9 protein-coding genes are annotated in these 15,418 nt (G+C 47.9%); all 9 read left to right on the forward strand.

Features of this window, described 5'->3' with window-relative positions; translation table 11 throughout:
* The first annotated feature begins 12 nt into the window (after window positions 1–12).
* The 9 genes from DXN04_RS19030 to DXN04_RS19070 all read left to right on the forward strand — a co-directional run bounded on the left by DXN04_RS19030 (window position 13) and on the right by DXN04_RS19070 (window position 15,386).
* Window positions 13–1,410 carry a DUF3289 family protein gene (locus DXN04_RS19030; protein ID WP_116854982.1) on the forward strand — a complete coding sequence of 466 codons (1,398 nt, stop codon included), beginning with the start codon at window positions 13–15 and terminating at the stop codon, window positions 1,408–1,410.
* Window positions 1,410–1,883, forward strand: a complete 474-nt coding sequence (locus tag DXN04_RS19035) for a hypothetical protein (protein ID WP_147319989.1) — start codon at window positions 1,410–1,412, stop codon at window positions 1,881–1,883. The genes DXN04_RS19030 and DXN04_RS19035 overlap by 1 nt, the downstream gene beginning before the upstream one ends.
* Window positions 1,883–2,554, forward strand: a complete 672-nt coding sequence (locus DXN04_RS19040) for a hypothetical protein (protein WP_116854984.1) — start codon at window positions 1,883–1,885, stop codon at window positions 2,552–2,554. Before DXN04_RS19035 ends, DXN04_RS19040 begins: the two co-directional genes overlap by 1 nt.
* Window positions 2,551–6,489, forward strand: coding sequence for a PAAR-like protein (locus tag DXN04_RS19045; protein ID WP_116854985.1), 3,939 nt, complete (start codon window positions 2,551–2,553; stop codon window positions 6,487–6,489). The genes DXN04_RS19040 and DXN04_RS19045 overlap by 4 nt, the downstream gene beginning before the upstream one ends.
* The gene (locus tag DXN04_RS19050; RefSeq protein ID WP_116854986.1) at window positions 6,486–7,565 is read left to right on the forward strand and encodes a hypothetical protein; all 1,080 of its coding nucleotides are present in this window, start codon (window positions 6,486–6,488) and stop codon (window positions 7,563–7,565) included. Before DXN04_RS19045 ends, DXN04_RS19050 begins: the two co-directional genes overlap by 4 nt.
* A complete protein-coding gene (locus tag DXN04_RS19055) occupies window positions 7,555–8,631 on the forward strand; it encodes a hypothetical protein (RefSeq protein WP_116854987.1) in 1,077 nt (358 codons plus the stop codon). Before DXN04_RS19050 ends, DXN04_RS19055 begins: the two co-directional genes overlap by 11 nt.
* Before the next feature lie 118 nt (window positions 8,632–8,749).
* Window positions 8,750–10,582, forward strand: a complete 1,833-nt coding sequence (locus DXN04_RS19060) for a 7TM diverse intracellular signaling domain-containing protein (RefSeq protein WP_116854988.1) — start codon at window positions 8,750–8,752, stop codon at window positions 10,580–10,582.
* A 292-nt stretch (window positions 10,583–10,874) separates the two neighbouring features.
* Window positions 10,875–13,901, forward strand: a complete 3,027-nt coding sequence (locus DXN04_RS19065; protein WP_116854989.1) for a SusC/RagA family TonB-linked outer membrane protein — start codon at window positions 10,875–10,877, stop codon at window positions 13,899–13,901.
* Between the two features lie 18 nt (window positions 13,902–13,919).
* Window positions 13,920–15,386, forward strand: coding sequence for a RagB/SusD family nutrient uptake outer membrane protein (locus DXN04_RS19070; protein WP_116854990.1), 1,467 nt, complete (start codon window positions 13,920–13,922; stop codon window positions 15,384–15,386).
* Window positions 15,387–15,418 lie beyond the last annotated feature (32 nt).

The raw sequence follows: 15,418 nt of genomic DNA on the forward strand, positions 1-15,418 counted from the left end.
AATTGAAAAACCATGGGAGATAACAGTACGGGAAACCTCGTCATTGTCGCCAAGAACTATACTGAAAACGGTGAGAAAGTGCGCTGGAACAGTGCAGGGGAAACCAACCTGCAATCCGGCAAACGGATCAACATCCACGGTAAACAGGAAGGCGTTTCCTTTCACAAAAATGACCCCGTTGTACTCAACGCCGGCACTACCGTCAAAGTACTGAAGGTAGAAGGCCCCAGAAGCGTTGTCAATGGTAATACCTACGAATTCAAAGCGACCTCTTTCAGCGAACAGTTACCCGACAACCAGCTCCGCCTGGTAGCCTGGGCCTTTTCGTTTGACGGCGGTAAAACGATCACCCATTTCAAAACCGGTACCACCCGCGTAGAAAAAGGCGTGGCCTATAAATCTATCACCGTCGATGGCAATACCGTCGATAAGGAAGTGAGTGTCTATGCCTTCTTCCGCAAGCCGGATACGAAAGTCGTAGCCACTACAAAAATCATTTATCTGCCACTGGTCGTAGACGTATACCGTACACCCGGCCTCAATGAAGACGGTACCGATATCGCCAACGATATGGCCTATGGAAAAGGCGTGGCTAAACGACCTGTATATACGAAAGGAGAAGTAGATGCCTATAAAAATTCTTACGTCAACAACGGGTTCGACCTTAAAAAAGATGCGAAATTCGCCAATGCTGCCAGCAACGGTACCTACAGCGCTATCTACAACGAAAAGCAGATCCTGGATACCGGCTACCTGATGCAACTGTCCAACGCAGCCGGTAGTGACGATGCCCTCTTCATGGACTTCAGGGTAATGGTGGAAGCCATGGCCCGGGGAGATCTGAATGACAACATCAAGGCGATGATCAGCAAGTTCCAGAAGAACGAAGGTGGTGTTTATGAGAATGCCAAACTCACCGCCGCTGCACAGGCCAATCCCTCTACCCAGCGCTTCTGCACAGGGATTGAAGATGAAATGGCTGAGCGGATCAAAAAAGCCGGCGGCGAACTGATCACCATGGAAGATAAGACCGTATACACCGGTAGTGAAGCTGGCTATAAAACCTCGCATCCCTACGGCCACCCGGCCTATCCCTACAGCAGGGATTACAACCTCTTCACAGGTCTGACCATCGCTGTCAATGACGTATGGAGCTATAAGGTAACGCTCCTGAGTTTTAAGCAGACAGGCGACAATTATAAGGCCCGCTACGAAGTGCAGCTCTGGGACCACTTCGGTCTCGACCTCCCTGATATGGAAAAGTTTTATTCCTGGGGTGCCGGCTTCCGCGCCTGGTTCCTCCTGCAACATCTCAGGGGCTATAAACCATTCTTAACTAAAATGGTATTCACAAAGGAATTTTCCGGCAATATAAAAGAGGGTGCGCAGGAAAGGAAAAATAAGCGATAATGAAGTATACTTTTTTACTACTATTAACTTTTGAACTCTTTGCCTGTTCATCCAAACCTACAGGCCCGCATGTGATCTATTTAGATAAACTGGATCATCAGGGCACGGTAGCTGTAAATGACCAATATGGTCCCGGCTACTACCGCTATGCCCTGATCGGTAATACCCCTAACTCTCCTGACAGCCTCCGGCAAATCATCTTAAAATATGTAGATAGTACAGTGAACAATGAGGATGTAGAAAAAAAATACATCCGCTACTTTATCCAGTTCTATCGTTTGTCAGACAATACGAAGAGCTATATAAAAGGGAAGGAAGATTTCTGGGATATCCATAACGATATCAACCAGGAGCTGCAGGATTACCTGGGAGAATATCGTTATGAACGCTGTAAAGATGATTCCTCCCATGGACTGTGGACCCTGGAAGTAGCTGGTAAAAGAGATACACTGGAAAATAAATGTAATCGGTAATGGGCATCTTTAACATCTTCGGTAAGCGTCCGCCCCGCGTGGAAGTCCTGGCACCAGTGGAATACACCGTGAAAATACAATACCCTGCTATACTTGAATTCCTGGTGACTGTAAGCCGGATGAAGGTGGAAGATGATCAGCGGACTTTCTTCCAGTTCGATCGCGGGGAAGTCACCGTAAACGGCGATGCATCGTCCGATTATATCGCTGCGGATCTCGCTGCACAATGCGGCGCGGTCCTGTATCCTTTGCAGCTCTGTGTAGGCGCAGACGGTAGTATTACCCAGATCTTCAACCATCCTGAAATTGTGAAACGATGGGAAGAAAAAGAACCTCGTTTGCTGGAATACTTTGCAGGTCCTGAAGCGACTGAATATATCCATGCTACCGCCAGGAGCATCCAGGATGAAGCCGCCATTCTGCGTGCCATACAACAGGACCTGTTCCTGGCCTGCTGGTGCAACCTGGTTATGGGCGGCAGGCGTACCGCTTACCAGCTGATCCCTTTCAAAGAGCCGGTTCCCTACGAACATGATATAAAATTTACCGTCAATAAATTGACTAAAATGATAGACACCATCACAGCCGAATGGAAATTTGAGCAGGATGGGAGTCCCCGCCGTACACAACTCACGGCTGTTTGTAATCCGATTAAAGAAACTGTAGTATGAGTGAAAAACACTTTGTAGTACAGGGAGCTACCTGCAAATGCGATTATGGTGCTTCCCCCGATAAACTGAAGATTGCCTCCAATGACCGCGACTACATCAATGATGGGAGCGGAGATGCTAAACCTATTGCCAGTACGAAAGATATCGGCCAGCCCCTGGAAGCCAAAACCTTTGGCCGCTGTAGTAAAATAAATAGTGGCTGTAGCGTAAACATTACCAAATGGGATAGTTTCTATAATAAAATCACCCTCACCAATGGGGGGAAGATCCTCACGGAAGATAGCAAGGCTACCTGCGCTGTGAGCGGAAGCCCCTGCATTACCATCATCAACCACGGCCAGGTAGCACAGGTGAGCAGTGCGCATTTTGATAATGTGGAAGTATCTACCATGGCGGCGCTCAACCCCATGGCCGAACCACCAGACAGCAATTTACAGATCCCGAAAGTAAAGTCCATAGAAGGGAAAATCGCGTCATCTGAAGAAACTGTGCAGAGTGGCAAGCAGGTGCCTGAGATAATAAGCCGTGTAGACGAAGACGTAACTTTCAAAGTAAAAGATTATTTCAATCCCGGCAATGCGGACAAAGCGAAGGTGAGCTGGAAAGTGTTCAAAGGACACGGTTTTTCTGAGACAGGCACCCTTGTCTTTGAAACCATCGGGCCTGATTTTAAAATGAACTTTGATACAGTCGGCACTTATAGGGTAATGGCCTACGGTGCCAATGGCAAAGGTGATCCTACCTGTTCGATCGATGTCACCGTGGCTGTGAACAAGCTGAAAGATGAATTCAAAATGGACGGCTTGCTGGGCCATTTCGTCAAAGATCAATACCGTGTGCGCAGGGGAATGAATGTGACAGTGAATGCGGTATACGAAATAGATCCGCCTACGGCCGAAGAAAAGCAGCTGGTATCTATGCAGGTCACTGATGCAGCAGGCAATGTCATCGCATCGACTGATGCCGGTGTAGATAAGATCACTTTTAAGGTCGATAATTCCGCTACATCCTATACCGTTACCGCAAAGATGGGTGAACAGGTGGTGACAAAGGAAATGAAGTCCGAAGCAAATGGAGTTGTGGCCGTGACCAACGACCAGAATACCACGGTGATCCGTCCTCGTACCAGCATGTCTTTCAAGGTAAGTGAGATGACCTATACCACCCAGGTGGAAGAATTTGAAGCTGGCCAGATCAAATGGCAGCTGAACGGTAAAATAGTTGGTACAGGTAAGACCCTCCACCTGGATGGCAACCAGTATTTTGTGAACCCCGGACAGTACGTGGTAGAAGCCTACGTATCTGTAGCCGATGCCTGGAATGCGAAGAAGAATGCCCCCAATGCCCATCATAAAGACGACTGGCAGTTTGAAGTAGCCCATAATACCATTACCGAAGTCAAAGAGGAACATGGCAACAGGAACTGGATCGTGGGTAAGAAATACAATATCGTCGCGATTACCAGGATGCCTTACGATGCATCGAAAGATGGCCCTTTTACCTGGATCCCTTCATCCGGCAAAGGCGATAAGATCTCCGGCGTATTTGCAGATCACAAAGGAAAAGTTACTGTGACAGCTTCCCTTGGTGCGTCTAAGAAGGTACTGGAAGCGAATGCCGACTTTGCAAAGATCGATGCCTGGTACTTTGGCGACAAGGATAGCGCATATAAGGCGAAGGCAGGTTGGAATGAAAACCTCAAAATGATCATTAAGAGTGAAAATGCGGCGAATGAGGAGGTGGAGTTGCACATCCTGGAAGCAGATAAGAACGCGGAACCCAATTATATCCTGGGGCCTAAAAAGGGCACTTTCGGGGCTGACGGGCTATTGAGTATTGATCTCAACACCAATGACCTGAAAAGTAAGCTGTCGGAACTGTGGTTTGAAGGCGATTACTACGATGTCTTCTTCGTCATGCTGCCCACCAGATCAGGCCTGCAGTTCGATGCGGTCAAAAAAGTCGCCTGCAAGGGCAAAGAATATATCTTCCCGGCCAAAGAAAGCAATATGCGCGGATCTGAAACCGGGAAGTACGTTTACATCACCAAAAAACCGGAAGTGGTAGACGTGAAGTACTTCGAATCCGGTGGTAACCTGGCTTACAGGGTCTACAAGTATGGTGAGAAAATTGATATTAAGATCCAGACGGCCAACCTGGCTGGCAAGGACCTGACAGTCGAATTCTGGGAGAATAAGAACAAGGATAAGGACGAACTGATTAAGTCCAAAAAGATCAAGCCGGACAACGCAGAACTCGTGACCATCAATTTTGATACGAATGAACTGAAGAGCGGTGATAAGGCCAGGAATGATGGATACCGTGCTTTTTACCTGGTGATAAAAGCGGATGAGACGAAATCATTCATGTACCCAAAGGATGTGGCGGACGAAAATGCGCATAAGGCTGAACAGATCTATTTCTTCCAGCACCTGAAATTGTCCGATGCAAAAGCAGATGAGTGGAATAAGCTGGCAGACAAAAACGCCCCTGCGGTGCTGAAAAACGAACCTGCGCAGAAAGCAGCCAGTACCACCGGCTGTCCGAATTGTAATGCCCCCGTCACCCTGGCACAATTACAACAGATCTTTACAAAAGCAAATGCCAGTGACCTGACAGCCATTGCTGCGAACTATACAAAGTATATGGCGGAACTGAACATGAATACCTGCTGGAACAAGGCACACTTCTTCGCCCAGGTAAAAGGTGAATCAGGAGAAACGCTGGACATCTCAGAAGATGAAAACTTCAACTACTGGTATAAACGTTTGAACCGGTTCAAGGCTTTCAGAACTGCCGAAGGAAAGAAAAAGGCGAAGGAACTGGGCCGCCAGACAGAGGCGAATGTAAACGGACTGGACGAAGAAGGTGAAAAGAAAGTAGCCAATTACGCTTATGGTCCCCAATCTGAAAAAGGCGTTGAACTGGGTAATACGGAAGAAGGAGATGGCTGGCGATTCCGTGGCATGGGGCCATTGCAGCTCACAGGCAGGAGTAATTACACCGCAGCCAATGTTTATACCAGCAAGGAAGGCGGCGACATCGTTGCGAATTCCGAACTGCTGCGAACCAATCCAAAGATCTCCCTGCTGGCCTCCATGGCCTTCTGGAAAATATACAAGATCGCCCACGTGGCCAATAAACAAAAGGATGAAAACGTGATCAGTGTCATCGTAGGTGCAGACCAGGAATTGTCCGGCGGGAAAACTGCCTATGGGGTGAAAAAAGAAGCCTTTGAAAAGAATACCTCCATTGTATTCAAAGTGAATGAATGTAAGTACGGAGATGTGGTGCCGGAGAAGGATTGTAACCGTTATAAGATCGATGTGGATACCTTCACGGTAACCTATGAATATAAAAACCTGGCCTCCAAACAATACAGGTACGAAGTATTTGTAAATAAGAAATCGGTGTATACAAAGTACATCAATGCCGAAGAAATGAAGAGCACCTTCAGGGGCAACAAGGTAGATATCCGCTTATTGCCATTCCCTGAAACGGGGCCTAACTGGGGCCGCTTCGGTACCCGGGATGCCGGTGGCGATAACTATGCTTCCCCTGAAATGGCGGCACACCTGCTGGGCTTCTTTTTCTGTCTGCCGGTAAAAGGATATACGGACACACTCTACTACAATGACATCTCTGCAAACGATGCACGCAATATCGGGCATAGTTCCCACCGGGTAGGCGTAGACGTAGACATCCGTTATCCCGGTAGTCCGAATACCGCCGGACAGGTCATGTGGTCCCAGGCGGCGAAAGCATTTGCATCTACGGAAGACTTTGTAGCCAAACTGGAATTTTTGCTGGAACTTGCTTCCAAATGGAATTATGTAAACAACTACACCTACAAAGCCGGGATCAAACATTCAAGTGGCGACTATGCAAGTGTGCACCAGGATCACTTCCATATAGGAATAAAATTTTCAGAATGAGGAATGTAATTGTCTTTATCGGAATTTTAGCAGGTCTGAGCTGCCAGCCCACGGCTGCTAAGCAGGAGGCAAGAGCAGAACAACAGGATACCACTAAGCAAACAGATGAAAAGGAAGCGATAATTATGATGAATCCCGAATTTAAAAAACAAGGAGAATTACAGCAGCACCTGGACGATGAAGGCGGTGGCAATTACAGGTACGCAGAAAAAGACATGAATGTAGCACTGCCGGTAATTGCAGACATCCTGAAGGCGAAAGGGTATGTAGCACCTGCCAGGGATGTCTTTGATAAAAAACTGCGTGAGATCTTTGCCGAGAATTTTAGTCCCGGCGGTACCTGCCGCGTACGTGAGTATGAGAAATTTACCATGCTCTACGAAGGCAATTCCATTGAGACACCCTTCCCCATGATGTCCGACGATGTGGTAGCAGCAAAGGAAGTTAATTTCATCTGGCAGATCCCATTGATTGCATCCCTGGGGAGTTTTGTCGATACCGTGCATTTTAAGATTGATACAAAGTATACACAAAAACTTATTTCCCGGAACAAGTATTTCTTCAATGACAGTAAGGCGGATCTGGCTATTTTGCTGAATGAGGATACGGCATTTCTAAAAGTATTGGTCACTTCATTCGGGTATACAAAAGATCAGAAGATCAATGACCTGGTGATGAATGAATACCTGAGAGGAGAGGAGGAGGAGCTGGAGAAAGTGGCGGCGATCATCTTCAAAAGAGATTGTAAAAACCAGCTGATCGTAAGAGAAGGATTGCTGAAATGGATCGCGGATCATACAGATGCGAATGAACACAGGCTGATCAGTGCATTGTACAATTACGCATTTAAAATCTATGAAGGCAAAAATGATTTTACCCAAAATGAGAAACGTAAGATAGCCGCCTATATTGATAATACATTCATCCCTTTGAAAGACAAATACGGGAAAGGTGGCGACTGGCCTGCTGAGGAACTGATTTTTAACCTGGAAGCAAGGGATAAAGAGATCCAGGATTATCTGAAGCAACAAAATTATTTTAACTTACCGGAGCTAAAGAATTTATATGGTGAATAAGGCATTTATTATTATCGCATTTGTTATAGCAGGTGCGGGTTGCCAGTCAGCCAGTACGCAGCGTAAGCAGGATACCCCGGCGGCACAATCTGCGCAGCCCGCACAGGGAGGCATTATTATCACCAACCCCGAATTGTACAAACAGGATAGTTTGCAAAGACACCTGGATGATGAAGGTGGTGGCACCTATAGTTATACTGAAAAAGACCTGAATGTGGCATTGCCGGTGATTGCAGAAATACTGAAAGCAAAAGGCTACCAGGCACCAGCCCAGGCTGATTTTCAAAAGAGATTACAGGAAGTGTTTGCAGAGAATTTTAGTGAGGGCGGCAAATGCAGGTTAAAAGAACATGCACAGTTTTCCCTATTGTATGAAGGGCCGGTAGTAGAAGCAGAATATCCCCTGATGACAGAGGATCTGGCGGTATCAGTGACGAATGGTTTTATTACACATATCCCTTTAATTTCGGGTCTCGGCACTTTCGTGGACAAGGATCATTTTGAAATAGCAACACAATCTGCACAGACCCTCGTATCCCTGAATAAGTTTTTGTTTAACGACAGCAAAACAGACCTGGATACATTAATCCGGCAGCATGACAATATCTTGCCTGCATTGGTCATTTCTTATGGCTATACAAAAGAGCCAAGGCTCAATGACATGGTGATGAAGGAATTCCTGACAGGGGATGATGATCATGTGGCGCATGTAGCCGGCATTATCTTCAGGAGGGATTGCAAAAAGCAGTTACTGATCAGGGAAGGCTTATTGAACTGGGTAAAGGAGCATACCACGAAGGAGGAGCACAGGATGCTGGATGCCCTGTATAATTTTGCATTTAAACTCTATGAGAATAATTCGGAATATACCCTGGATGAGAAGAGGAAGATAGCAGCTTATATAGATAATATCTTTATTCCCCTGCATGACAAATACGGTGGACCCGGATGGCCAGCCACGGAGTTGATCTTTAACCTGGAGGCACGGGATCCTAAGATCCAGGATTATATAAAGGAACAGCATTACTTTAATTTGCCTGAGCTGAAGAATCTCTATGGAGAATAAATAAATTATTAATACCGGCAGCAGGCCAATGTCATACCGATCCGCCGTTAATAATTGATGTCGAAGGCATCAGCTATTAACGGCGGCTTTTTTATAAATAACCGTACTTTTGTCCCCTATGCGTAATTGGCTTTTATGGGGGGCATTGCTGTTGCTAAGCACTATTGCCAAAGGGCAGGCTTTAGTCCGCATCGACAGCTCACTGAACGAACACATCTTCACCTATGCCCAGATTGAATACCTGGACGACCCGCATGGCAATCTGAACATCCACGATGTGACAAAGCCAGCCATGCAGGCACAATTCCGCGCCAGCCTGGAAAGCACGCCACAGAACCGGGAACTGGGGGCTGTACGCTGGTACCGGATCCGTATCGGCCACAACCGGGAGGCCGATAAATACTACCTCCTCGAATTTTTCGACCAGACCATAGACGACCTCACCGCCTACCTGCCAGATACGAGCGGGCATTTCAAAACTGTGCACGTAGGGGCCCGGTACCCCTTCGCCCAGCGGTGGTTTCACCATAAGAACTTCGAAATCCCCCTGGACAATTTCCGGAATGACAACGCTGTCTATTATTTCCGGATCCAGTCCTCCCAAACGGCGGATATCATTATCGTACTCCGGTCCATCGATCGCTTTGTAGGCTACGCCCTCTCCGAATACCTCACTTTCGGCATTTTCTATGGCATGATCCTCATTTTCAGCTTTTACAACCTGATTATGTTTATTGCCATGCGGCAGCGCCAGTACCTTTATTATGTATTGTATGTGATGAGTGTGGCCCTGTACGAACTTTGTACGGATGGTATTGCCTACCAGCTGCTCTGGCCCAACTGGCCCCTCTGGAACCAACAGGCTTTTGCCTGGCCCCTGCTCACCATGAGCATCTTCGCACTCCTATTTACCAGTAGTTTATTGCACCTGAAGGTCCGGCAGCCATTCCTGTACCGGCTCATCCAGGTAGTCATAGCCGCCAGGTGTCTCTATTTCCTGGCTTGCCTGTTCATCAATCCCTACTGGTTCAATTATAAATTCGTAGAGTTGCTGCCCCTGGCGGTTGCGTTTTATACAGGTATCCATGTCTGGGCCAGGGGCTACCGGCCGGCCCGTTTCTTCGTATTGGGCTACGCCTTCCTCTTCCTTGGCTTTATGCTTAAGTTTTTCATCATGCTGGGCTATACCTGGCTGAATTTTGGCGCTATCAGTTATTATAGCCTCAGTTGCTGCTTTATATTAGAGATGTTCTTCCTCAGCTTTGCAGTGGGGGATAAGGTACGCCTCCTCAAACGCAAACGGGACAAAGCCCATCGCCAGATGATCCGGCAAATGACGGAAAACGCCCGCCTGAAAGATAACCTGAACAGGGAACTGGAAGCCCAGGTGAAAGCCAGGACCAGGGAAATCTCGGAACAAGCCGCGGAAATCTCCCGCATGAACGCCCTCCTGGAAGAGCATAACAAGCAGTTGCAGACGAACGTGGAAGAAGTAAGCCGTGCCCGTGCGCTTTCCACCTCCCTTGATTTTGAAGATTTTAGTAAGATCTACCCGGACAAGGAAAGCTGTCTGCAGTTCCTGGCCGACCTGAAATGGACAGGGCCATACCACTGCCGTAAATGCGGGAATGATAACTATTATCCCGGTCACCAGCCTTTCAGCCGCCGCTGTACCAAATGCAGCTACGAAGAATCGGCCACTGCCTACACCATTTACCAGAATATCCGTATACCTATTAATAAAGCCTTCTATCTCACCTTCTTAGTATACAGCAGCAAGGGCAGGATTTCTTCCCACAAGCTGTCTGAAATCCTCGAAATCCGCCAAAGCACCTGTTGGTCCTACGCTTCCCGCATTACTAAAATGATGGAAGAACGAAAAAAGGCACTCAAAAATGCCAACGGACAGGGCTGGAGTTTACTGGTATTGGACGATAAAGAGGATGCTTGACCACGGCAAGCAATTATTTTTAAATGGTATTAAACCGTATCAGGGCTTTCCTCCCAGATATAGCGAAAATTGTCATGTAATGTATCATTATCAAGCCTTTTGAAGCGTATTGCCAAACGGTATTAAAGCGTATCAAATATTTTATAAGTAGCTTAAATTCAATCGTTTATGATAAAATATTTTTGATTCGTACCTCTAAATACCCTTACCTTTATCCTCGTAAAACGTTATGAAGCCAACTGATACTTTCGTATCCTTTTCCACTAAATCAAACTGACGTAACACACACATTATGAAAAAAAGGGTAACATTCCTGACAGCCTTCCTGTTAATGTTATGCTGCCAATTGTTCGCACAGGAAAACAGCAACATCAGGGGACAAATCAAAGACAGTAAAGGAAATGCCTTGCCTGGGGTCACCATCAGGGTCAAGGGCACCAACCAGGGAACCACGAGCCAGGGCGATGGCACCTTCAGCCTCAATGCGCCAGGCAGCGCCACGCTGGAAGTTTCTTACGTAGGCTATGCTTCTCAGGAAATCGCCGTCAACGGCCGTTCCAGTATTAACATTACCATGACAGACGGGAAAACGGACCTGGGTGAGGTAGTCGTAATTGGCTACGGTACCCAGAAGAAACAGGACGTAACGTCTGCCATTACCTCTGTATCTACCAAAGACATCTCCAGCCGTCCGATCGTGAGCGCGGTAGAAGCCATCACTGGTAAAGCACCGGGCGTGCAGGTATCCGTACCTTCCGGTCAGCCAGGTGGCGACCTCTCTGTAAGAGTGCGTGGTATTGGTAGTCCCAACGGCGGTGAACCGCTCTACGTAGTAGACGGGGTGCTGGCCAGCGATATCAAAACCATCGATCCGAACACCATCGAGTCTATCTCCGTACTGAAAGATGCTTCCGCTGCCGGGATCTACGGTGCAGCCGGTTCTACAAACGGGGTGGTGATGATCACCACCAAGCAGGGTTCCAAAGGCGCGATGAAAGTAGACGCGAACGTGTACACCGGTATGCAGCAGATCGTAAAGAAACTGGACGTACTCAATAACAACCAGTGGGTAGATCTCATGACCGATATTCATGGTACCAAACCCAGTCTGCCATCTTACTACAACCTGGATTCCACCAACAATAACTGGCAGGATATCATCTACCGCAAGGCCATGCAGACCGGTGCGAACGTAGGTATGTCCGGTGGTTCTGAGAAGGGTACTTACTACTTCAACGTAGGTTACCTGAACCAGGATGGTATCATGGTAGGTTCCAACTTTAACCGCTATTCTGTAAAACTGAGCCTGGATCAGAAACCTAAAGAATGGTTACGCATAGGTGGTAACGTGAGTTACAACCGCTCTTACCAGCGCTCCATTCCGCAGAACGCTTCCACCCAGAACGGTGGTGCGGTGATCGCGGCCCTTGTGACACCTGAATATATTCCTATCAAAATGCCTGCGGGCTCTCCTTACCCCGGCGTGTATGGTTACAGCAACTTCTTCTCCGGCGATAACCCGTTGTCCGATATCTGGCAGTCTGAAAACAAGACCATTGCCAACAACCTGCTGGGCAATGTGTATACCGAGATTACGCTGCCATTTAATATCAAATACCGTAGCCAGTTCAACGCCATTATGGAAGACTCCCGCTACGACTGGTTCCTGAATCCTTACACCAGTCTGTATGGAATCTCCCTCACCGGTGCCGGCCGCGAAAACACTTCCGAAGTGTTCCGCTATAGCTGGGATAATACCCTGACTTACGACAGGCATTTTGGCAAACATGCACTGAATGTGGTAGTCGGTACTTCCGCACTGGAAGAAAAGATCGCTACCAGCAGCCAGTACGGAACCGGCTTTGCTTCAGGTTCTGTGACTACCCTGAACGGTGCAAGTACAAATTATTCTATCAGCACCGGTCGTTATAACTGGACTACCAACTCTTATTTCGGTCGCCTGATGTATTCTTATGCTGACAGGTACCTGCTCACCGCTACCCTGCGCGCAGACGGCTCCAGCCGTGTAGGTATCAACAACAGGTGGGGTACCTTCCCCGCAGTTTCAGTAGGTTGGAAAGTGAGCCAGGAGAAATTCATGGAGAACGTCACCTTCGTTCAGAACCTGAAGATCCGTGCCGGTTATGGTGCTACAGGTAACCTGCCGCCATATACCATGCTGTACCCAACGTATAGCCTGTTGAGTGCAGGTTCTGCTTATTCCTGGAGTTCAGGTGCAGCTAGTCCGGGTGTAAGCCCCAGCAGCCAGATTGGTAACCCTAATCTGCGCTGGGAAAGTGCCAAGCAAACGAACATCGGTTTTGATGCGGGCTTCCTGCAATCAAGGATCACCTTCTCTGCTGACTACTACTACAAGAAAGTGGACGACATGATCTTTACCCAGCAATTGCCACTCACCACAGGCGGTGCTACTACAGCAGTAAACCTGCCAGGTCACGACATCAACAAAGGGGTGGAACTGAGTGCCAATGCGGTGATCGTAGACAAGAAAGACTGGGGTTGGGACCTGGGTGCCAATATCTCATTCAACAATAATAAGATCACCGGTATGGATTCCACGACTTCTTACCAGACAGGTGGTGTAAGCGTAGGCGGTAGCAAACAGCCAATCTACACAGGTCTGATCAAGAACGGCTATTCCCTCGGTACCTTCTGGGGCTACAAAGCACTGGGTGTGGATCCGCAGACGGGTAACATGGTCTATAGCAGCAACATGATGGACCTGGGCAATGCATTGCCTAAATTTACTTACGGTATCAATTCTAATTTCCACTATAAGAACTTCTCCCTGGATGTATTGTTCGACGGGGTGCATGGCAACAAGGTATACAACGAAACCCGTATGGAGATCGAAAACCTGACCGGCTATACGAACGAAAGCGCTGCAGTACTGCGCCGCTGGAAACAGCCTGGTGATGTCACAGACATTCCACGTGCAAAGGACAACGGTACCACGAATGCAACTGCTGCCGCACTGCTCCAAAGCCAGATTGCAAGCAACTATGTAGAGGATGGTTCCTTCTTCCGCCTGCGTAGCGCTACCCTGGCATACAATGTAGATGCTTCATTACTGAAACATATCGGTATTGCCGGCCTGCGTGTATATGCGACCGCTCAGAACCTGTTCACCATTACAAAGTATAAGGGTTATTATCCTGAGATCAATGGTTTCGGTACTGGTACCAACAACCAGGCTACCAATGCCGGTTCCAGCGCGAGCCTGATGACACTGGGTGTAGACAATGGTACGTATCCTGCTGCAAAGACCTATACCCTGGGCCTGAATGTACAGTTCTAACCGATTAATCCTGGAAATATGAAAAAACAATTCTTATATACGCTTTCTTTCGCCCTGGCATTTGCTGCCTGCAAAAAGAGCTATCTCGATAAAACACCCGAATCCGATCTGAGCACCGGTAGTTTCTATACCTCTGCTACAGATGCGGAAGAAGGCCTGACCGGTGCTTACCGCACCATGGCCAATGGCAACTTTTTTCAGTATGATAACCTGATGAACACCGATGGCCGCTCCGATAACTGTTATGTAAACGGTGATAACACCGCTGCAGAACAACCACTGGAAATGTTTACCTACGTGGCCACCAATACCAATATTCAGCGTGACTGGCAGGAACTGTACAATAATATCCGGGCTGTAAACGCAGTGCTGGATGCAGTACCCGGCCTGAACGCCGACGAATGGGCAGGTACTACCCGCAAGGCACAGATCCTGGGCGAAGCCCGTTTTCTGCGTGCTATGAACTACTACTGGCTGGTGACAGAATGGGGGGATGTACCATTGATCACTTCAGAAGATAATGGAGGTAATTATTATCCTTCCCGTGCTACAAGTACAGAAGTATATGCACAGATCATTACTGACCTGAAGTATGCAGACAGCACCTTACCCACATCTCCATACAAAGGCCAGTACGGCCGTGCCACACAGGGTGCTGCAGATGCCATGCTGGCAAAAACCTATGCACAGATGGGTGACTATACGAACAGCCTGACCTATGCGAACAAGGTGATCAACAGCGGCACCTATGCACTGGTAGGTAACTACGCGAACCTCTGGGGCGCAGCAAATAAGAACAATAGTGAGGCGATCCTGGAAATCCAGTATTCCGGCAGCACCTACAGCTTCTGGGGCGTGGAAATGTTTGCTTATGTAGCATCTGACCAGTGGGCAAAACGAAACATCGGTTCTTATGACCTGGTACAGGCATTTAAAGCGGCCGGCGATACTCTGGCACGCTATAAAGCTACGTTCAACTGGCAGGTGGCCAATGCGAGCTTTAACAGTCCTGCAGCCGCCTGGGATTACACCGAAAAGATTCCTTTTATGAACAAATGGCCTGATCCGAGTGGTTGGAACAGTACAGACAATATTACCCTGCTGCGCCTGGCAGATATTATCCTGCTGGCAGCAGAAGCCAATAATGAATTAGGTAACACCGGCCAGGCAACGACCCTGCTGAACCAGATCCGTACCCGTGCAGGATTGCCTAACACCACTGCCACTACCAAAGCAGACCTGGCCACTGCTATCCTGAATGAAAGAAGACTGGAACTGGTAAATGAAGGCACCCGCTGGAATGACCTGATGCGTGCAGAGAAGAATGGTTATGTGAATGTAGTGACACTCATGAACAGCCAGAAAGACGAATCCGGTAGTACCATCAATTACGGTGTGAATGCTGACAAGCATCAGTATTTATTCCCCATCCCGCAGCAAGACCGGTTGTTGAACAGGAACCTGACCCAGAATACAGGATATTAATCATTGTTTAACCTGTAAAAGGGGGCTATCTT

Origin of the sequence: Chitinophaga silvisoli (genome assembly GCF_003412465.1) — a bacterium.
Taxonomy (GTDB): domain Bacteria; phylum Bacteroidota; class Bacteroidia; order Chitinophagales; family Chitinophagaceae; genus Chitinophaga; species Chitinophaga silvisoli.